The organism is Streptomyces sp. NPDC032091 (assembly GCF_055580265.1).
Map to the genome: position 1 here is coordinate 1 of NZ_JBVILR010000039.1, position 18863 is coordinate 18863.

General features: G+C 76.8%; 18 protein-coding genes. 8 read left to right on the forward strand and 10 right to left on the reverse strand.

Annotation, left to right across the window (positions count from 1 at the left end):
- Positions 1–195: 195 nt before the first annotated feature.
- Positions 196–378, forward strand: a complete 183-nt coding sequence (locus ACZ5NJ_RS36590) for a DUF6126 family protein (protein WP_468770934.1) — start codon at positions 196–198, stop codon at positions 376–378.
- Here the strand turns inward: ACZ5NJ_RS36590 and ACZ5NJ_RS36595 are convergent.
- A complete protein-coding gene (locus ACZ5NJ_RS36595) occupies positions 290–1003 on the reverse strand; it encodes a DUF6629 family protein (RefSeq protein WP_468770936.1) in 714 nt (237 codons plus the stop codon). The genes ACZ5NJ_RS36590 and ACZ5NJ_RS36595 overlap by 89 nt on opposite strands.
- An 18-nt stretch (positions 1004–1021) precedes the next feature.
- A complete protein-coding gene (locus tag ACZ5NJ_RS36600; RefSeq protein ID WP_468770938.1) occupies positions 1022–2578 on the reverse strand; it encodes an MFS transporter in 1557 nt (518 codons plus the stop codon).
- A gap of 244 nt (positions 2579–2822) precedes the next feature.
- Between ACZ5NJ_RS36600 and ACZ5NJ_RS36605 the strand changes: the two genes are divergently transcribed.
- The 3 genes from ACZ5NJ_RS36605 to ACZ5NJ_RS36615 all read left to right on the forward strand — a co-directional run bounded on the left by ACZ5NJ_RS36605 (position 2823) and on the right by ACZ5NJ_RS36615 (position 4736).
- Positions 2823–3590 carry a serine hydrolase domain-containing protein gene (locus tag ACZ5NJ_RS36605; protein ID WP_468770940.1) on the forward strand — a complete coding sequence of 256 codons (768 nt, stop codon included), beginning with the start codon at positions 2823–2825 and terminating at the stop codon, positions 3588–3590.
- 100 nt (positions 3591–3690) lie between these two features.
- Positions 3691–4491, forward strand: a complete 801-nt coding sequence (locus ACZ5NJ_RS36610) for a hypothetical protein (RefSeq protein WP_468770942.1) — start codon at positions 3691–3693, stop codon at positions 4489–4491.
- Positions 4488–4736, forward strand: a complete 249-nt coding sequence (locus ACZ5NJ_RS36615) for a hypothetical protein (RefSeq protein WP_468770944.1) — start codon at positions 4488–4490, stop codon at positions 4734–4736. The genes ACZ5NJ_RS36610 and ACZ5NJ_RS36615 overlap by 4 nt, the downstream gene beginning before the upstream one ends.
- Before the next feature lie 30 nt (positions 4737–4766).
- Here the strand turns inward: ACZ5NJ_RS36615 and ACZ5NJ_RS36620 are convergent, their stop codons facing one another.
- Positions 4767–6176, reverse strand: coding sequence for a GntT/GntP/DsdX family permease (locus ACZ5NJ_RS36620; protein WP_468770946.1), 1410 nt, complete (start codon positions 6174–6176; stop codon positions 4767–4769).
- A 12-nt stretch (positions 6177–6188) separates the two neighbouring features.
- A complete protein-coding gene (locus ACZ5NJ_RS36625; RefSeq protein WP_468771009.1) occupies positions 6189–6677 on the reverse strand; it encodes a gluconokinase in 489 nt (162 codons plus the stop codon).
- A 162-nt stretch (positions 6678–6839) separates the two neighbouring features.
- On the opposite strand from ACZ5NJ_RS36625, the gene ACZ5NJ_RS36630 reads away from it, so the two are divergent.
- On the forward strand, positions 6840–7550 hold the full coding sequence (locus tag ACZ5NJ_RS36630; RefSeq protein ID WP_468770948.1) for a FadR/GntR family transcriptional regulator: 711 nt from the start codon (positions 6840–6842) through the stop codon (positions 7548–7550).
- 25 nt (positions 7551–7575) lie between these two features.
- Here the strand turns inward: ACZ5NJ_RS36630 and ACZ5NJ_RS36635 are convergent, their stop codons facing one another.
- Positions 7576–9477, reverse strand: coding sequence for an ABC transporter ATP-binding protein (locus ACZ5NJ_RS36635; RefSeq protein ID WP_468770950.1), 1902 nt, complete (start codon positions 9475–9477; stop codon positions 7576–7578).
- Between the two features lie 148 nt (positions 9478–9625).
- Here ACZ5NJ_RS36635 and ACZ5NJ_RS36640 point away from each other — a divergent pair, with 148 nt between their 5' ends.
- Positions 9626–11617, forward strand: a complete 1992-nt coding sequence (locus ACZ5NJ_RS36640; RefSeq protein WP_468770952.1) for an AMP-binding protein — start codon at positions 9626–9628, stop codon at positions 11615–11617.
- Here the strand turns inward: ACZ5NJ_RS36640 and ACZ5NJ_RS36645 are convergent.
- A complete protein-coding gene (locus tag ACZ5NJ_RS36645; RefSeq protein ID WP_468770954.1) occupies positions 11614–13401 on the reverse strand; it encodes a GNAT family N-acetyltransferase in 1788 nt (595 codons plus the stop codon). The genes ACZ5NJ_RS36640 and ACZ5NJ_RS36645 overlap by 4 nt on opposite strands.
- Before the next feature lie 123 nt (positions 13402–13524).
- Between ACZ5NJ_RS36645 and ACZ5NJ_RS36650 the strand changes: the two genes are divergently transcribed.
- Entirely contained in the window at positions 13525–13947 is a 423-nt protein-coding gene (locus ACZ5NJ_RS36650) for a DUF350 domain-containing protein (RefSeq protein WP_468770956.1), read from the forward strand.
- Positions 13948–14039: 92 nt separating this feature from the next.
- On the opposite strand, the gene ACZ5NJ_RS36655 is transcribed toward ACZ5NJ_RS36650, so the two are convergent.
- From ACZ5NJ_RS36655 to ACZ5NJ_RS36670, 4 genes are all read right to left on the reverse strand, one after another.
- Positions 14040–15299, reverse strand: a complete 1260-nt coding sequence (locus ACZ5NJ_RS36655) for an acyltransferase family protein (RefSeq protein WP_468770958.1) — start codon at positions 15297–15299, stop codon at positions 14040–14042.
- A 144-nt stretch (positions 15300–15443) separates the two neighbouring features.
- Positions 15444–15617: a DUF6126 family protein gene (locus tag ACZ5NJ_RS36660; RefSeq protein WP_468770960.1), complete on the reverse strand. Its 174-nt coding sequence runs from the start codon at positions 15615–15617 to the stop codon at positions 15444–15446.
- Positions 15618–15705: 88 nt separating this feature from the next.
- Entirely contained in the window at positions 15706–16386 is a 681-nt protein-coding gene (locus ACZ5NJ_RS36665; RefSeq protein ID WP_468770962.1) for a response regulator, read from the reverse strand.
- Positions 16383–17783, reverse strand: a complete 1401-nt coding sequence (locus ACZ5NJ_RS36670) for a sensor histidine kinase (protein WP_468770964.1) — start codon at positions 17781–17783, stop codon at positions 16383–16385. The genes ACZ5NJ_RS36665 and ACZ5NJ_RS36670 overlap by 4 nt, the downstream gene beginning before the upstream one ends.
- Before the next feature lie 97 nt (positions 17784–17880).
- Here ACZ5NJ_RS36670 and ACZ5NJ_RS36675 point away from each other — a divergent pair, with 97 nt between their 5' ends.
- Positions 17881–18822: an AEC family transporter gene (locus tag ACZ5NJ_RS36675; protein ID WP_468770966.1), complete on the forward strand. Its 942-nt coding sequence runs from the start codon at positions 17881–17883 to the stop codon at positions 18820–18822.
- The last annotated feature ends 41 nt before the right edge of the window (positions 18823–18863 follow it).

The following is an 18863-nucleotide window of genomic DNA, read 5'->3' on the forward strand; positions in this document are numbered from 1 at the left end:
CCTTGGCGGGGCACCAAGTACGTCCAGTACGGCGGCGCCCCGCCAAGGCGCCGATGCACGGCACCTGGGGGCACCTCCCAGCGGTAGCTGGGGGAGACGCGGGCTTGACCGGCAAGATCCGAAAGAGACGACCTAGACGGGCCGGTCCGACCGACCCACCGACCGCCCCACCGACCGACCGAGGAGCCCACCCGCATGTCCGAGGGAGAGAACATGTCCACCGCCCCCGAGCGGCAGGCGCCGCTGGGCGTCTTCCGCCGCTTCGAGTCCAAGTTCCCGCGCGGCCTGGTCATCCGGCTGATCGCGTACCTGTTCGTCGGCCACCTCTTCGCCTTCTTCGTGTACCTGCTGTTCGTCCTGGGCGGCCGGAACCAGTAGCGGAGGGGCCGGCGCCGGGCACCGCCCGCCGGACCCAGCCCAGCACCAGCAGCGACGCCGCCGCGGCGAAGGCGCACCACGTGGAGGCGAACTCCAGCCGCCACACCGCCGCGCACACCACCGCCCCCACGCCCAGCACGGCCCCCAGCAGCCGCAGCCCGCGTTCGCCGGAGAGCAGCAGGGAGCCGAGGGTGGCGGCCAGGTACCCCGCCAGGACCAGCGGCGCGTACGGCACGTCCACCGCGTAGCCCATCACACGGCCCCGGACCTCGGCGCCCACCGGCCGTACGGCCAGGCAGTACGCGAGCACCGCGGCGGTCGCCAGGCCGACCGCCGCGGGGGCCCACAGCCGGCGCCGCGCCCGGGGCGGTGCCGCGAGCAGCACCCCGAGGGGCACCCACAGCGGCAGCACGGGCAGGGCGATCACCGCCCAGGCCGTGGCCGCCGGGCCGCAGCCGCCGCCCGCGTCCCAGACGGCGGCCTCGACCAGCTGGTGCGCCCCCAGCAGCAGCGGGAGCGCCGCCACGGGCAGGTCCCGGGGCCCGCGCACGCGCGCCAGGCACACCACCCCGGCGGCGGCCACGGCCGACCCCGCCGCCAGGTCCACCGACGCGCTCCAGCACACGGGGAGACTCCGGGCCGGTCAGGGAGCCGATTCCCGCGGGTGCCGCGCCCCGTGCGGGTCCTCCAGCGGCGGGGAGCCGACCGCGCAGGACGTCCGGCACTCCGGGTGGCAGGCCCCGGGCGAGGGGGAGCGTACGGTCGCCCAGGCCAGGGCCGCGCCCGCCACCAGCAGCCCCGCGCACCAGGCCATGGCCCGCCCGTAGGCCGCGTCGAAGGCGCCGGCCGACAGGTAGGCGTCGGGGCCCATCCCGGCCAGCAGCGGCAGCGCCGCCACCGCGAGCAGCCCGGCGGCCCGGGCGGCGGCGTTGTTGATCCCGCTGGCCAGACCCGCCCGGCCGGGGTCCAGGGCGGCCAGCACGGTCGCGGTCAGCGGGGCCACCAGGGCCGCCATGCCCGCCCCGAGCACCACCATGGCGGGCAGCACGTCCCGCGCGTACGAGGCGTGCGGCCCCACCCGCAGCGTCAGCAGCATCCCGGCGGCGCACAGCAGCGGGCCGACGGTGAGCGGGATCCGCGGCCCGATCCGCTCGCCCAGCGCCCCCGCGCGGGCCGACAGCAGAAGCATCAGGACGGTCGTCGGCAGCAGCGCGGCCCCCGCGCCGAGGGCCGAGTACCCGGACACCACCTGGAGCTGGAGCACGACGAGGAAGAAGAACCCGCCGAAGGCCGCGTACACGCACAGCGTGACCAGGTTGACGGCGGTGAACTGGCGGGAGGCGAAGACGTCCGGCGGCACCATCGGATCGGGCCGCCGCCGCTCCACGTACACGAACGCCGCCGCCAGCAGCACCCCGCCCACCCCCGCCCCGACGACGGCCCCGGTCGCGGAACGGGCCTCGATCAGCGCGTACGTGACCAGGGCGAGGGCGGCCGCGCCGAGCACCGCCCCGAGCACGTCGAACCGCCCGCCGGCCTGCGGGTCCCGCGACTCGGGCACGTGCCGGAGCGCGACCGGCACGCACAGCGCGGCCACCGGCACGTTCAGCAGGAACACCCACCGCCAGCCCGGCCCGTCCACCAGCCAGCCGCCGAGGAAGGGCCCCACGGCCGCGCCGACACCGCCGAACCCCGACCACAGGCCCACCGCCCGGGCTCGGTCGTCGGCCCGGATCGAGCCCTGGATCAGGGCGAGCGAACCGGGGGTCAGCAGGGCCCCGCCGATCCCCTGGAGGGCGCGGGCGCCGATGAGCACCCCGGCGTTCGGGGCGATGCCGCACAGCAGGGAGCCCACGGCGAACCACACCACCCCGAGGACGAAGACCCGCCGCCGTCCGAACCGGTCGCCCAGCGCCCCGCCGACCAGGATCAGCCCGGCCAGGGTCAGCAGATAGGCGTTGACCGTCCACTGGAGCACCGCCAGGTCGGCGCCGAGGTCGCGGCCGATGCGGGGGAGGGCGACGTTGACCACGGTCGAGTCCAGCAGGGCCATCGCGGACCCGAGCACGGTGGCCAGCAGCACCCACCGCCCCCGCGCGGACCGCAGCACCACGGCCGGTTCCGGCCCGGGCCCGGGATCGGCGGGCGGGGGTGACGACGTACCGGGGCCGGGCACGGGTTCGCCGGGTATCGCACTCATCCCTCCAGGCTGACCCGCCCGCCCCCGAAGGTCCAGCGGGCGGTTACGCCGCCGCCTCCGCGCACACGCCGTCGCCTCCGCGTACACGCCGCCGGGGGCGGGTACGCGGTGCCGAGCCCGTCCGGGCCGCGCCCGGTGTCCCCGTAACCCGCGTCGCCGCGCCCGCCCCGGCATTCGGGTGGCGGGCCGCGGCGCGGGCCGCGACTTCCCGGCGGGTCGCGCGGGCCCCCGTACCGTTCCCGGCATGACGCCGCAGATCGAGGCCCTCATGCGCACCGCCGACCCGGACGCGGTCTGGGCGGTGGGCTCGGCGGACCGCGTCCACGCCGCCCGCCCCGGCCCGCCGGGCGACTGGGACACCCCGCTCGACGCGGCCTGCCTCACCCCCGCCCTCGCGCTCTGGCCCCTCCTCGGCGCCCTCGTGGCCCGGGGGGAACTCACCCTGCACACCCCCCTCACGGCCTACGGGGAACCGTCCGCCGCCGAACCGCCCCCGGGAGCCACCACCCACCAGCTCCTCACCCGCGCGGACGGCCCGGCCGCCCTCGCGGCCCTCACCCGTCTCGCCGAACGCCTCGGCGGCGCCCCCCTCGGCGACGGCGCCGCGACCCGGATCTGGCAGCCCCTCGGCATGACCCGCACCCGCCTCGCCGACGGCGTCCTCCGCACCACCCTGGCCGACCTCGCCCGGTTCCTGCGCCACCTGCTCTCCCCGGCCGACCACCCCGTCCCCCGCGCCTGGACCGCCGAGTCCCTGCGTATCCGCACCGGCGAACTCACCCCCTCCCGGGGCCTCCTGTGGCACCCCGCGCCCGGCGGGGTGTGGGCCCACCACCCCCCGTCCGGCCCCGGCCCCGCCCTGTGGCTCGCCCCGCGCCACGACCGGTGGGCCGTCCTGGTCCCCGGACCCGGCGGCGGGTCCGGCGCCCGGCTGCGCACCGCCTTCCGCGAGGCGGCCTTCGCCCGCGAGAGCCTCACCGAACCGGCCCTGACCGGCGGCCCACCCTCGTAGCGCAGTCGGAGCGCGCCGCACGCGGGGCCGACGTACGGTGATCCCGTCACCGCCCGAAGCCGCCCTGCGCAGCGCCCTACGCAGCCCCCGCGAGGAGCCCATGTCCGACGCCGTGACCGCGCCGGCCGCCGACCCGGACGCCGACACGCTCGACGCCCTGTGCCGGGAACTGGCCGAGGCCGCCGACGCCGTGGGCGAAGCCGCCCGGTACGCCTCCGGGCTCGCGTTCGGCGCACGCCTGCCGGCCGGGGCCCTCGTGGCCCGCAGCAGCCGCCGGCGCCGCGCCTGGCGGACCCTGCTGCGCACCCTCACCGACCCGGCCGGTCTCGGCTGGGCCCCGCGCGGCAGGGGCGTGGCCCGGGCCGGATGGTTCGCCGGGATCCTCGCCCGGCGGGAGAGCCTGGCCGTCAGCGCGGCCGTCTGCGGGCTGAAGGCGCGCATCCGCGTCGCGACCGCGGGCCGGCCCGAGCTCCGCGCGGATCCCGACTGTGCCGCCGTCCTGCGGGCCGTCGACGGGGGCCGGCAGGCCGAAGCCGCCCGCGCCTTCCGGCACATCCTGCGCGAGCGGGGCGCCGGGCAGGCCTTCACCCTGCTCGCCCCGACCTTCGCGGACATCCTGGCCTGGCACGCGCTCACCGACGAGAACCCGTTCAACGACCACGCGGGCTGGCAGGTCGCCACCGGCCGGGCCGTCACCGCCGAACCGCTGCTGGGCCTCGGCGCCGCCCTGCGGGCCTTCTGCGCGCGCGGCCCCCGCGGCGAGAGCGGGGACGGCGGCGCGGGCCCGGCTCCGGTACGGCGCGCCCGTACCCGACGGCGCCGGGGGCCGGGTGACGGGCGGCCGCCCGCTCCCGCTCGCCGGCCGGGCCGTCCCGGCCCCACCCCCTGGAGGAACCGTTGAGCGACTGCCGCCCGCCGCGCCCCGTCCCGTCCGCACCCGCCGACGGCCTGCGCGGCCACTGCGCCGTCCTGCGTGCCCACGCCCGGCGGCTGCGGGCGGGGGCGGCGGCACTGGAGTGGCGCGGGCCGCAGGCCGACGCCCTCCGCGCCGAGGTGGCCGCCCTCGCCGACCGCTGCGCCCGCGCGGCCGACGGCTTCGCCCTCGCGGCGGCCCAGCTCGACGGCCCGGACCCGCGACGGTCGTGACCCCCGTCTTCGAGCGGGGGCCACGGCGGGTCACAGGACCAGCGACAGCAGCAGGACGAAGCCCAGTCCCACCACGGAGATGATCGTCTCCATCACCGACCAGGTCCGCACGGTCTGGCCGACGCTCATCCCGAAGTACTCCTTGACCAGCCAGAACCCGGCGTCGTTGACATGACTGAAGAACAGCGAGCCGGCCCCGACGGCCAGCACCAGCAGGGCGGTCTGCGCCGTCGGGAGGCCGGCGGCCAGGGGGGCCACCAGGCCCGACGCGGAAATGGTGGCGACCGTCGCCGAGCCGGTCGCCAGCCGGATCGCGACCGCGATCAGCCAGGCCAGCAGCAGGGTGGGCACGGCCCAGTCCCGGGAGAGGTCCAGGACCATCCGCCCGACGCCGGCGTCGATCAGCGTCTGCTTGAACCCGCCGCCCGCCCCCACGATCAGCAGGATGCCCCCGATCGGGGCGAGGGACCGCTCCACCGTGGACGCCAGCCGGTCCCGGGTGAAGCCGGCCGCCCGGCCCAGGGTGAACATCCCGACCACCACGGCCGCCAGGAGGGCGACCAGCGGCGAGCCGGCGACGTCCGCGACGCGCCGCACCCCGTCGGCCGGGTCGTCGACGGCGATGTCCGCCAGCGCCTTGCCCAGCATCAGGGCCACCGGCAGCAGCACGGTGCAGACCGTGGCCCCGAACCGGGGCCGCCGGACGGCCGGGCCGCCTGCCGCGGGCGCCGGGGACACGGGCGCCGCCTCCGGCGGAACCGGCACGTCCACCCGGCGGGCCGCGAACCGCCCGAACAGCGGCCCGGCGACGACCACCGTCGGGACCGCCACCAGCACCCCGAGGGCCAGGGTCACGCCGAGGTCCGCGTGCAGCGCGTCCACGGCGACCAGCGGGCCGGGGTGCGGCGGGACCAGCCCGTGCATCACCGACAGGCCGGCCAGGGCCGGTATCCCGATCCGCACGGGGGAGTGGCCCCCGCGCCGGGCGACCAGCAGCACCACCGGGACCAGCAGCACGATGCCGACCTCGAAGAAGAGCGGCAGCCCGATCACCGACGCGATCAGCACCATGGCCCACGGCATGGCGCGGCCCCGGGCGCGGGCGAGGATCGTGTCGACGATCTCGTCCGCGCCGCCGGAGTGGGCCAGGAGCCCGCCGAGGACCGCGCCCAGCGCGATGAGGACGCCGACGCCCGCGACCGTGGAGCCGAGCCCGGCGGTGAAACTGGCGATCGTCCTGTCGACCGGGGCGCCCGCGAGCGTGCCGAGGGCCAGTGAGCCGACCGTCAGGGCCAGGAAGGCGTGCAGCCGGAAGCGGGTGATGAGCAGCACGATGACGGCGATGCCCGCGAGGACGGCGGCGCCGAGCCGGGCGTCACCGGCCGAGGTGATGGGGGCGGGGGCGGCCGCCGCGAGGGCGCCGAGGCCGAAACCGGTCATGGTGGGGGTTCCTCAGCTCTCGAACGCGCGCAGCGCGGCGAGCGCCCGCCCGGTGATCTCCTGCGGGGTGCCGGTCACGTCGACGGCGACCCCGGGCTCGTCCGCCTGGAGCGGTTCGAGCACGGCGAACTGGGAGTCCAGCAGGGAGGCGGGCATGAAGTGCCCCGTACGGGCGGCCATCCGCTCCCCGATCAGCGCGCGGTCACCGGTGAGGTGGACGAACACCACGCCCCCGGGCGCGGCGGCCCGCAGCCGGTCGCGGTAGACCCGCTTGAGACAGGAGGCGGCGACCACGCCGCCGCCGGGCGCGCCCCGGCCGCGGATCCACCCGCCGACGGCGTCCAGCCAGGGCCGGCGGTCGGCGTCGTCCAGCGGGGTGCCGGCCGACATCTTGGCCACGTTGGCCGCCGGATGGAAGGCGTCGCCCTCGGCGTAGGGGACGCCGAGCGCCTCCGCGAGCAGCCGTCCCACGGTCGTCTTGCCCGTGCCGGCCACGCCCATCACCACGATGACGCGCTGGGAGCCCACCTCGTACCTCGCCGTTCCTCGGTGCCGTCGTCGTTGACGGGCACCACTGAACCGCATTAAGTACTACTTATTCAAGAGTTGGTCGGCGAAAAACCATATGTAATGTCGCGCGGGGCGCCACCGTACGCTTGCGCCATGACCACCGAAGGCAGTCCGGGCCAAGGACTCCACTCCCGGGTACTGGACACCCTCGGCCTCGCGATCACGGCCGGCGAGCACCCGCCCGGCAGCGTGCTGCGCACCGACGGGATCGCCGCGCGGTTCGGGGCCTCCCGGACGGTCGTGCGGGAGGTGGTCCGCGTCCTGGAGTCCATGCGGCTCGTCGAGTCCCGCCGCCGGGTCGGGGTCACCGTCCGCCCGTCCGAGGAGTGGAACCTCTACGACCCCCAGGTCATCCGCTGGCGGCTCGCCGGCGCCGACCGCCCGCGCCAGCTGCGCTCCCTGACCGTCCTTCGCTCGGCCGTCGAACCCGTCGCGGCCGGCCTCGCCGCCTCCCGGGCCACTCCCGAGCAGTGCGCGCGCCTCACGGAGGCGGCCCTCGGCATGGTCAGCACCTCCCGGGGCCACCGGCTGGAGGAGTACCTGCACCACGACGTCGCCTTCCACCGCACGGTGCTGGACGCCTCCGGCAACGAGATGTTCGCCCGCCTCGGCGACGTCGTCGCCGAGGTCCTCACGGGCCGGACCCGGCACGACGTGATGTTCCACGACCCCGACCCGGCCGCCGTCACCCTGCACGTCCGGGTCGCCGAGGCGGTCCGCGAGGGCGACGCGGCCGGCGCCGAGGCCCTGACCCGCCGGATCGCCCTCGGCGCCCTGGAGGAACTCGACGTCCTCGCCCCTTGACGGGCCGCGCGGGCCGCGCCGGGGCTCAGCCGGCCGCGGCCGCGCCGCGCGTCGCGAACTGGGTGCGGTACAGCTCCTCGTAGCGGCCGCCCGCCGCCAGCAGCGTGCTGTGCGTGCCGCGTTCCACGATGCGGCCCTCCTCCACGACCAGGATCAGGTCGGCGGCCTGCACGGTGGAGAGCCGGTGCGCGATCACCACCGCCGTCCGGCCCGCCAGGGCCTCGGCCAGGGCCTCCTGGACGGCCGCCTCGGAGGTCGAGTCCAGGTGGGCGGTGGCCTCGTCCAGGATCACCACCCGCTGCCGGGCCAGCAGCAGCCGTGCGATGGTCAGCCGCTGCCGCTCCCCGCCCGACAGCCGGTAGCCGCGCTCGCCGACGACGGTGTCCAGGCCGTCGGGCAGGGAGGCGACCAGGCCGTCCAGGCGGGAGCGGCGCAGGGCCTCCCACAGCTCCTCCTCGGCGGCGTCGGGCCGGGCCAGCAGCAGGTTGGCCCGTACCGACTCGTGGAAGAGGTGCCCGTCCTGGGTGACCATGCCGAGGGTGTCGCGGATCGAGTCGGCGGTGAGGTCGCGGACGTCGATCCCGCCGAGGCGCACCGCGCCCGCGTCCACGTCGTACAGGCGGGGCAGCAGCTGGGCGATGGTGGACTTGCCGGCGCCGGAGGAGCCGACCAGGGCGATCATCTGCCCGGGCTCCGCGCGGAACGACACCTCGTGCAGCACCTGCGTGCCGCCCCGCGTGTCGAGGACGGCCACCTCCTCCAGGGAGGCCAGCGAGACCTTGTCCGGGGAGGGGTAGCCGAAGGAGACCCGGTCGAACTCCACCGCCACCGGGCCGTCGGGCACCCGGCGGGCGTCCGGCTTCTGCGCGATCAGCGGCTCCAGGTCGAGGATCTCGAAGACCCGCTCGAAGCTGACCATCGCGCTCATCACCTCCACGCGGGCGCCGGCCAGCGCGGTCAGCGGGGCGTACAGCCGGGTCAGGAGCAGGGCCAGGGCGACGACCGAGCCGGCCTCCAGGCTGCCGCGCAGCGCGTAGTAGCCGCCCAGGCCGTAGACGAGGGCGAGGGCCAGCGCCGAGACCAGGGTCAGGGCCGTGATGAACGCCGACTGGGCCATCGCCGTCCGGATGCCGATGTCCCGCACCCGGGCCGCGCGGGCCGCGAACTCGGCTGACTCGTCGGCGGGCCGCCCGAACAGCTTGACGAGGGTGGCGCCGGGCGCGGAGAACCGTTCCGTCATCTGTGTGCCCATCGCCGCGTTCAGCGCCGCGGCCTCCCGCTGCATCGCGGCCATGCGGGTGCCCATCCGGCGGGCCGGCAGCACGAACACCGGCAGCAGCGCCAGGGCCAGCAGGGTGATCTGCCAGGAGATGCTCAGCATCACCCCCAGCGTCAGCAGCAGGGTCACCACGTTCGAGACCACTCCGGACAGGGTGTTGCTGAAGGCCCGCTGCGCGCCGATCACGTCGTTGTTGAGGCGGCTGACCAGGGCTCCCGTCCGGGTCCGGGTGAAGAAGGCCACCGGCATCCGCTGCACGTGGTCGAAGACCGCCCGGCGCAGGTCCAGGATCAGCCCCTCGCCGAGGGTCGAGGAGAGCTTGCGGGTCAGCAGGCCCAGCCCCGCCTCGGCCACCGCGATGACCGCGATCAGCAGCGCGAGCCGGACGACCCCGCCCGTGTCGCCGTCCCCGCCGGCCTTCGCCCCGCGCACGATCGCGTCGACGATCCGGCTGGCCAGCAGCGGAGTGGCCACCGCGAGCAGCGCGCCCACCACGCTGAGCAGGAGGAAAAGGGTGAGCCCGCGTCGGTGGGGGCGGGCGAAGGCGGCGATCCGGCGCAGGCTCGCCCGCGAGAACGGGGGCCGGCCGCCCTGCTGGGCGTTGATCGCGCTGTGCAGCGAGTGCCACGCGGTGACTTCCATGTCCATGACCCCCACGGTAGAACCTCGACCAAACTTCAGGTCAAGGGAACGGTGCGGGACCACCCGCGGGGGCGCCCGCCGGTCAACTCGCGCTGACGGGAGCGGATTTACGAGAACCCCGTGCCCGCTGACGGCGCGGTGGCATCATCGGGGAATGACGCAGGCACCGCACGCCGCCGGCCCCGGCCGGCCCGCCGCCGACACCGTCCTGGAGCGCTTCGAGCAGTGGGCCCGCGACACCCCCGGAGCCCCCGCCGTCATCGTCCGCCGCAGCCCCCTCTCCTACGCAGCGCTCGACGCGCGCGCCAACCGCCTCGCCCACCACCTCCTCGCCCTGCCCCTGCCCGCCGGCGCCCGGATCGCCATCGCCGCCGCCCGCCGCGAGGACGCCGTCGTCGCCCTCCTCGCCGCCCTCAAGGCCGGCGCCGCCTACGCCCTGGTCGACGCCGCCGACCCCCGCACCGCGCGGCTCCAGCTCACCGCCCTGGCCCCCGGCCTGCTGCTCACCGACGCCGCGGGCGCCGCCCGCCTGGACCAGGGCAAGGGCCTGCCGACCCTGCTCACGGACACGGAGGCCGACGCGGTCGCGGCCCGGCCCGGCCACGCCCCGGCCCGCACACCGCAGCCGGGCCCGGCAGCAGTCCTGTTCACCGGAACCACCGCGCCCCGCCCCGTCCCCGTCGGCCACGCCCTGCTCCTCGCCGCCCACGAGGCCTGGGCCCAGGTGGCAGGGCTCACCCCCGAGGACCGCCACCTGTTCACCGGCGGCCCCGACCTCACGCCCTTCGCCGCCGGCTGGACCCGCGCCCTGTGCGCGGGCGGGGCCCTCGTCCTCCCCGACGGCCCGGCCTGGACACCCGGGGAGATACCGGAGGCGGTGGCGGAGCACGAGGTCAGCGCGCTGCACACCGACCCCGCGGGCGCCCTGCGCCTGCTCGACCGCAGCCTCGACCCGGCCGGCGCCGCCCCCCGGGGCCGCCGCGAACCCGCCCCCCGGCTGTCGGCCCTGCGCCTGCTCACCGTCACCGGCGACCGCTTCTACCTCGACCAGCAGACCGCCCTGCAGGACCGGCTCCGCCCCGGCGCCCGCGTCCTGGCCGTCTACGCCCCCGCCGAGGCGGCCGGCGCCGGCACCTGGTTCGAACTGCCGCAGCTGCCGCGCCTCCTGGACGAACCCGAACGCCTCTGCCCGCTCGGGACCCCGTTCCCCGGCGGCGGCGTCGAACTGCGGGAGGGGGAACTGCTCCTGACCCCGCCGGGCGGCGGCGACGTCCTGGCCACCGGCGACCTGGCCGTGCTCCGCCCGGACGGGCTGCTGGAGTTCGCGGGACGCCTGCGCGACCGGATCACCCTCGCCGACGGCAGCCCCCTCGACCCGCATCCGGTCGAGTCCGCGATCCGCACCCACCCCGGCGTCGGCGCGGCCGTCCTGGCCCCCGTCGGCAACCGCCGCAACACCCGGCTCGTCGCGTACGTCGCCGCGCCCCCCGGCCACCCCGGCCGGGACGGCGCCGGCGCCCGCCTGGACGTCGAGGGGCTGCGCGAGCACCTCGCGGGCCGGGTGCCCCCGGCCGGGAGCCCGGCCCGCCTGGTGCACCTGCGCACCCTGCCCCGCACCCGGGCGGGCCAGGAGGACCGGGAGGCCGTGCCGCGGCCCGCCGAGCCCGGGGCCCGGCCCGCGGGCGGCGGCAAGTACGGGGCGGCGACGGGCGGGGAGGTGCCCGGCTGGTTCGGCTTCGGCTGCGCGGCGGTGCCGCTCGCCGTGCTCACCCTGCTCGCCACCGACCTGATCTGGCCCGGCTCCACCGACCTCACCGGGGTGCCCGGCCCGTGGTCGTTCCTCTTCTTCGTCCTCTACCTCTTCGAGTGCTCGGCCTTCGCCGCGGGCCTGCTGTTCCTGTTCGCGGGCCGCCGCAGGATGTCCCGCCCGGGCCCCGGCCGGCGCCTGACGGCCGCCGCCCACCTGGCCGCGGCCTACCTGCTGCTGGCCTGGTGGCCGCAGGACAACCTCTACCGGCTCGCGGCCAAGCACGACTGGCCCCGGCAGGCCGCCCTCGTCTACACCTTCAACGTCCCGCTGATGGTCGCGGGCTTCATCGTGGCCGTCCACCTCACCCGCAGGCCCCCCGCCCCACCGTCCGACTAGGGTTCTGTCCAGGCCCGCTCCCCGGCGCCGAAGGGGTCGCCCAGTGCCCGGGCCCGGTCCCGGACCAGGGCCTCGGCCGCGTCCAGAGCCTCCCGGCTGTGCGCGGCCACCAGCACGCCCAGCCACGGCGCCGGGTCGAACGCACCCGTCGGGATCGCCGGCAGGAACACGGCGCCCAGGGCCGCGCAGTCCCGCGCCAGGGCGGCGCACACCTCCTCCAGCTGGGCCTCCGGCAGCCGGGCGCCCAGCTCCACCCGGTCCGCGATCCGTACGAGGTGCCCCGCGCCCCGCACCGCGTCCAGTCGGGCGGCCACCATGAACGCCGCCGACGGGCCGGTGAGCCGCAGGTTGGCCTCGGTCGGCGCGAGCCGTCCCGTCGCGTCCACGACGAAGTCCACGTCGAACCAGCCCCGGTGGCCGGCCTCCGCCAGCTCCCGGCCCACCGCCTCGCCGAAGGCCAGCAGCGGGCCTTCCAGCGGGGCCGGCACCACCCCGGGGCCCACGGTGGCCCCGCGGTAGCCGCCGTCCGCCACGTCCATCAGGGCCGCGCCGACCCGGTGCGGGCGGCCGGCACCGTCCACGAAGCCGTCATAGGTCAGGTCCCGCGGAGTGCCGGACTCCGCCGGGCCGTGCACGTACTCCTCCACCAGCAACGGGCCGCGCGGCAGCCGGCGCAGCAGGGCCCGGGCGCCGCCGTCCGCCCGCAGGCGCGCGGGGGTCACCACGGCGGTGCCCGAACCCCCGACGCCGTGCTCCGATTTGAGAACGGTGCTCTCGCCGGCCCGGGCCCGCGCCGCCGCGTGCCGGACCGCCGCCCTGCGGGTGGGGGCCCGCCACTGCGCGGGCAGCACCACCGCCGGATGGCCGCCGCCCGCCAGGATCCGGGCGAACAGGGCGTGCGCCTGCGACTTGGACTCGTACCGCAGCGCGCCCGGCCGCCACGATGGACCGGCGAGCCGCGCGTACGGCTCCGTCCGCCCCCACGGTACGAGCGGCAGCCCGAACCCCCTCACCCGCCGGACCAGCGCCGGCCGGGCCAGCACGGCCTCCGACAGGCCCGGGCCCCGCTCCGCCAGCCCGTCGTACACCTCCACCTCCGGCTCCCAGTCCAGCGTCCGCCCGACGGCGCCGGTCCACCAGCGCGGCACCGGCCGCGGCAGGACCAGCGCGGCCGGGAGCGGGCTGTAGAAGGCGGCCAGGCAGGCGTAGTCGTGCGCGGGCCGCTGCCCGCCGTCGAGGGAGGCGTCGGCGAACTGGGCGTTGAACTCGGCGACGTTGCCCACGTGCACCGCCGCACCCCCGCCCGTCCAGGCCCGCGCCCACCCCGCGAGGGGAGCGGGGGCCACCTCGAACCGGACCAGCCCCGGCGGGGAGCCGGCCGCCGGGACGGCGCCCATCGCCCGGTAGAAGCCCGCCGCATGGGGGTCGGCGTCGATCAGCAGCCGCCGGAACCCGAGTCCGGCCGCGCGGCGCACGGCGTCCAGGTACAGCAGCCGCCCGACCCCCCGGCCGATGGCGGAGGGCTCCACGAACAGCAGCCCGAGCCGCGCCGGCCCGGAAGAGTCCGCTCCGTCGCCCTCCAGGGAGGCACAGCCCAGCAGTTCGCCGCGGGCGTTCTCGGCCACCGTGATCCGCCGGTCCGCCAGGTCCCCCTCCCCGACGCGCAGCTGCGGCGCGCACGCGGCGAGGAACTCCGCGCCGTACCCCCAGTGCGCCTTGGACCGCATGACCAGCGCGGACAGTGCCGCCGCCTCACCGGCCCGCGCGGGCCTGGCCTTTGCCATCTCCTGACCTCCCCATGGTCCGGGGCCGGGCCGTGCGATAGATTCGGCCTCCCCGCGGCGCGTCCCCGGCCGTCCTGGACCATCCTCGCCCCCCGTCCCACCCCGCGTCAGGCAGGCTTCTGAATGAGCGACATCGTCAACGGACTCGGCCGTACGACCGCCTACGGCGCCGTCGGGCTGGTCCTGCTGATCCTCGGCATCGTCCTCGTGGACGTGCTGACGCCGGGCAAGCTCCCGCGGCAGATCTGGGAGGAGCGCAACCGCAACGCGGCCCTGCTGCTCAGCTCCGCGCTCCTCGGCATCGGCGGCATCGTCTTCACCTCGATCTGGACGACGTACGAGGACTTCGGCAAGGGGCTGCTGTCCACGGCCGCCTTCGGCCTGCTCGGCCTGGTCCTGATGGCCGTGGCCTTCCTGGTGCTGGACCTGGTGACCCCGGGCAAGCTCGGCGCCATCGTGGTCGACCCGGAGCCGCACCCGGCCGTCTGGGTCACCGCCTGCTGCAACCTCGCGGTCGCCGCGATCGTGGCCGCCTCCATCGCCTGACCCCCGGCGTCCGCGCCGCACCGACGAGAGAGCGCCGCTCCCCTCCGGGAGCGGCGCTCTCGTCGTGTACGGGTGCTCCGCGACCGGGGCCCCTATGCCAGACCCAGCGCGAACGCCCCGAACCCGGCGGCCAGCGCCCCCGCCACGGCCCCGCGGACCGCAGACCCCCGGCCCCGGGCACCCGGCGGCGCCTCGAACCGGCGCGCGTACCGGGCGATCCCCACCAGCAGAAGCGCGAACACCGGCAGCCACAGCGCCCGCGCCGCGACCCAGTCCGGTCCGGCGGGCGCCGTCGTCAGCCCCACCACCCCGCCGCCCGCGAACGAGGCCGGCACCGCCGCCGCCAGCATCGCCGTCTGGTGCCAGCACAGGACGGTCATCGCCGACAGGTTGACCACCACCACCGGCGCCCACAGCGCCGGCCGCTCCAGCAGCCGCGCCAGCCGGTCCCGCAGCAGGATCGCCGCGCCCGACTGGGCCGAGGCCAGGGCCAGGACCAGCAGCGACGGCGGATGCGAGTTGGTCCGCGCCGCCCCCGGCACCCCGACCATCGACGCCGGGTAGTGGAACACCGCCAGCAGCACCGCGAACAGCGCCGCCCCGCCCACCAGCAGCAGCCGGGCCCCGCGCCGGCCGATCCGCCCCTCGCCCCAGGACACGCCCAGCTGATAGGCGAACAGCCAGCCCGGCAGGACGTTCAGCAGGGACAGCCAGGACGGCACCGAGCCGGCGAACGGCCCGTACCGCAGGAAGTCGACCACCGCCACCGACACCAGCAGCGGGGCCGCCGCCCAGCCGCCGAGCCGCCCCGCCGCCCGTACGCAGTACGGGGTCAGGACCGTCACCACCGCGTACACCCCGACGAACCACAGCGGCTGGACCACCAGGGTCGCCGCCGTCCGCAGCGTGGCCTCCGGCACCCCCGCCGCGTACAGCGCCGGCGCGGCCACGGCCCACACCGCCGTCACCCCCAGCACCGGCCGGCCCAGGCGCACCATCCGCCCCTTGAGCCAGGCCCGGGTGGAGCCCGTGCGGCGGCGGAAGGAGAGCACCGAGGCGTAGCCGCCGACGAGGAAGAAGACCCCGAGCATCTGGAGCACCCAGCTCGCCGGGGCGAGGGCGCCGACGGACGACAGCGGACTGGCGTTGTGCAGCCCGCCCTCCGGGTCGAGGGTGAAACCGCCGAGCAGCCAGTGCCCGGTCGGCACCCCGAGCAGGGCCAGCGCCCGCAGCCCGTCGACCGCCCGGTCCCGGTCGCCGGGCGTCTTCCGGTCGATCCGCCCGGCGGCGCGCCGCAGCGCGGTGACGGCCTCCTGTGCGGCCGTGGCGGTCGTCCTCCCGAAGCGGCGCATGCCCTGTCCCCTCTCTCCTCGTGACGGAGAGGAAGGTAGGAAGGCGGTACCCGGCCGCACGTCGGACCGGAGAGCCAAGCCGCGTGTCATACCCCGGTAGGGGGTGGAGGAGGCGGTCGCCGCGCGGGCGCCCCGCCGGACGCCTCACTTCTGGGCGTGCTGCCCCAGATAGAACAGCAGCATCACGAAGGCGGCGAACACGTGCGTGCCGGCGATGTAGAAGAAGGCGCGCAGCGCGACGCCCTTCGCCTTCCACTTCTCCTGCTGCGCGGCCGTCCGCCGCGCGGAGCCGCCGTGATCCTGGTCGTCGTCCGTCATGACCGGTGGGCTCCTTCGACGCTCGGCACAACCCCGCGAGTCTAGCGGGCCCCGGCAGAACGCCTCCGGGACGCCGGCCGCCCCGCCGCTACGCCGGGTCGCCGGGGCGGACCAGCCCCGCCTCGTACGCGAAGACCACCGCCTGTGCCCGGTCCCGCAGGTCCAGCTTGCCCAGCACCCGCCCGACGTGGGTCTTGACCGTCTGCTCGGCCAGCACCAGGTGCGCGGCGATCTCCTGGTTCGACAGCCCGCGCGCGATCAGCTCCAGCACCTCCGTCTCGCGCGGGGTCAGCCCGTTCAGCCGCAGCGCCGGGTCCTTGCGCGGCGCCGGCCGCTGCCGGACGAAGTCCGCGATCAGCCGGCGCGTCACCGACGGCGCCAGCAGCGCCTCGCCCGAGGCCACCACCCGCACCGCCGCGATCAGGTCGGCGGGCGGTGCGTCCTTCAGCAGGAACCCGGACGCGCCCGCGCGCAGCGCCTCGTACACGTAGTCGTCGATGTCGAAGGTGGTCAGCATCAGCACCTTCGGCCGGTGGACCACCCCCGGCGGCGGGTCCAGCAGCTCCCGGGCCGCCGACAGCCCGTCCAGCTCCGGCATCCGCACGTCCATCAGCACCACGTCCGGGTGCACGCTGCGCGAGAGCCGCACGCCCTCCCGCCCGTCGGGCGCCTCGCCCACCACGTCGATGTCGGCCTGCGCCGACAGCAGCGCGGCGAACCCCGCCCGCACCATGGCCTGGTCGTCGACGATGATCACGCGGATGGTCAACTGGATTCCTCGGTCCGGGCGTCGAGCGGCAGCCGGGCGGCGACCCGGAAACCGCCCTCGGGCAGCGGGCCCGCGTCCAGCGTCCCGCCGGTCAACCGTACGCGCTCGCGCATCCCCACGAGGCCGTGCCCCGTCCCCGCGCCCTCCAGCGCCACCACGGCGTCCCGCGCCGGGCCGTTGACCACCAGCACGAGCACCTCGCCGTCCTCCCCGGCGCGCGTCACCGACACCCGGGTCCGCGCCCCCGGCGCGTGCCGCACCACGTTCGCCAGGGCCTCCTGCACGATGCGGTACGCCGACAGGTCCACGGCCGGGACCGCCCGCGCCGCCTCGGCCACGCCCGCCGCCAGCGACAGCTCCACCGGCTGCCCGGCCCGTACCGTCGCCTCCACCAGCTGCTGGATCCGCCCGACCCCGGGCTGCGGGGCCCGCTCCCCGCCGACCGCGCCCTCCCCGCCCTCGGACCCGTCCCCGCGCAGCACCGTCAGCAGCCTCCGCATCTCGCCCAGGGACTCGCGGGCGCTCGCCGCGATGGCCGCGAACTCCTCGCGCACCGGCTCCTCCATCCCCGCCAGCCGGTACGGCGCGGAGTCGGCCTGCACGGTGATCACCGACATGTGGTGGGCCACGACGTCGTGCAGCTCCCGGGCGATGCGCGCCCGTTCCTCCAGCAGGGTGCGCCGCGCCCGCTCGGCCCCGCTGATGCTCTCCTGCTCCGCGATCCGCTGCCGGGCGTCGCCCAGCCCCCGCAGCGCCCCGGTCAGCGCCAGCACGACCCCGCCCAGCACGAACTGCACGGCCACGGTGTTCGTCACCCCGTCCGGCGCGAAGAAGCCGAGCACCACGCCCACCGCGCCCGTCGCCAGCCACACCCCGACGAGGGTCCGCACCGACTCCCGCAGCCCCAGGCAGGCCATCAGCACCAGGTAGCCGACGATGCCCATCGGCGGCCACGGCCACGAACGCCCCGCCACCCCGCCGGCGAACTCCAGCAGCACCGCCCCGGCGACGTCCGCCCCCAGCACCACCGCCCAGGCCGGCACCGGCCGCGTCACCGCCAGCAGCAGCGGCACCGTCTGCGCCACGCCCAGCGCCCCCGCCCAGCCGCCGCCCATCCGGTAGTCGTTGGTCAGCACCGCGATGGTCACGGGCAGCAGCACCACCACGAAGACGGCCGCCACGGCGAAGGGGGCCAGCCGCTGCCAGCGGCGCGGCGCCCGCGCCAGCAGCGGCTCGCCCGCCCGGGCCGGGGTGCGCAGCGCCACCGCCAGCCCGGCGAACCGGCCGCCGGAGCCCCGCCCGCCGGCGCGCCGGCCCTGCGCAGCGGCGGCCGGGCCCTGCGCTCCGGCCGGCGGGGTCTTCCGGACGCGGCCCGGGATGCGCGGTGTGAACCTCATGATCCGCCAGCGTAGGCGCCGGGCGCCCCGAGAGCCCGGGCGGCCGGACGGATAGGCTGCACGCCGTCCGGATGTCGAACAAGGGGGACCGGTGGGCATGGGCGGGGCAGCCGCACTCGAAAAGCTGGTCCCGGTCCTGCTGGCCTTCGGCGGAGGGGTCCTGCTCGCCCGGCGCAAGACCGTCCCGGCGGAGGCCTCCAAGGCGTTCTCCGACTACGCCTTCCTCTTCGCCGTCCCCTGCTACCTCTTCGGCAACATCTACGCCGCCGACCTCGGCGCCCTGTTCGACTGGCGGGCCATCGGGGGCTATGCGGCCGCCGCCGCCCTCGCCGTGCTCGCCGTGGCCCTCGGCGCCGCCGCGTACGGGGTACGGGAGCCCCGCGCCGTGGCGCTGCGCGTGATGGCCGGTGTCCAGGTCAACACCGCCTACTTCGCCGTCCCCGTCTTCATCACCGTCTTCGGGACGGCCGCGCCGATCTTCCCGGTGCTGCTGTTCCAGGTGTGCGTGCTCTCGCTCGTGGTCATCGCCCTCATGGAACTGGGCCGCGCGGGCGCCGGCGGCCCCGGCACCCGGCTCGGGCGGGCCCTGGTCGCGTCGCTCGCCACCCCGCTCGTCCTGGCCTGCAACGCCGGCATCCTGCTCAACCTGCTCTCGGTGCACGTCCCCAAGGTGTTCCTCGACGGGGCCGCGTTCATCGGCGACAGCGCCTCGCCGGTGGCCCTGTTCGCCCTCGGCCTGCACCTCGGCGGCACCGGCCTGGACGTGCGGGGCACCACCCGGGAGGAGGCCGCGCTGATCGCCTTCAAGTGCCTGGCCTTCCCGCTGCTGGCCTGGGCGGTGTGCGCGGGGCTCTTCGGGATACGGGGCCCCTGGCTCGCCTACCTCGTCCTGATCGCCGCGATGCCGACCCCGCAGAACCTGTTCATCTTCGCCCAGCGCTACGACATCGGCGTGGACCTCTCCGCCTCCGTCGTGATCAAGAGCTCGGTGTTCTCCCTGCTCCTACTGCCCCTCTGGCTCCAGACCGTCGCCTCCTGACCTTCGCCCCTGCCCCCGGCCCGTGACCGCGGCCAGGAGCG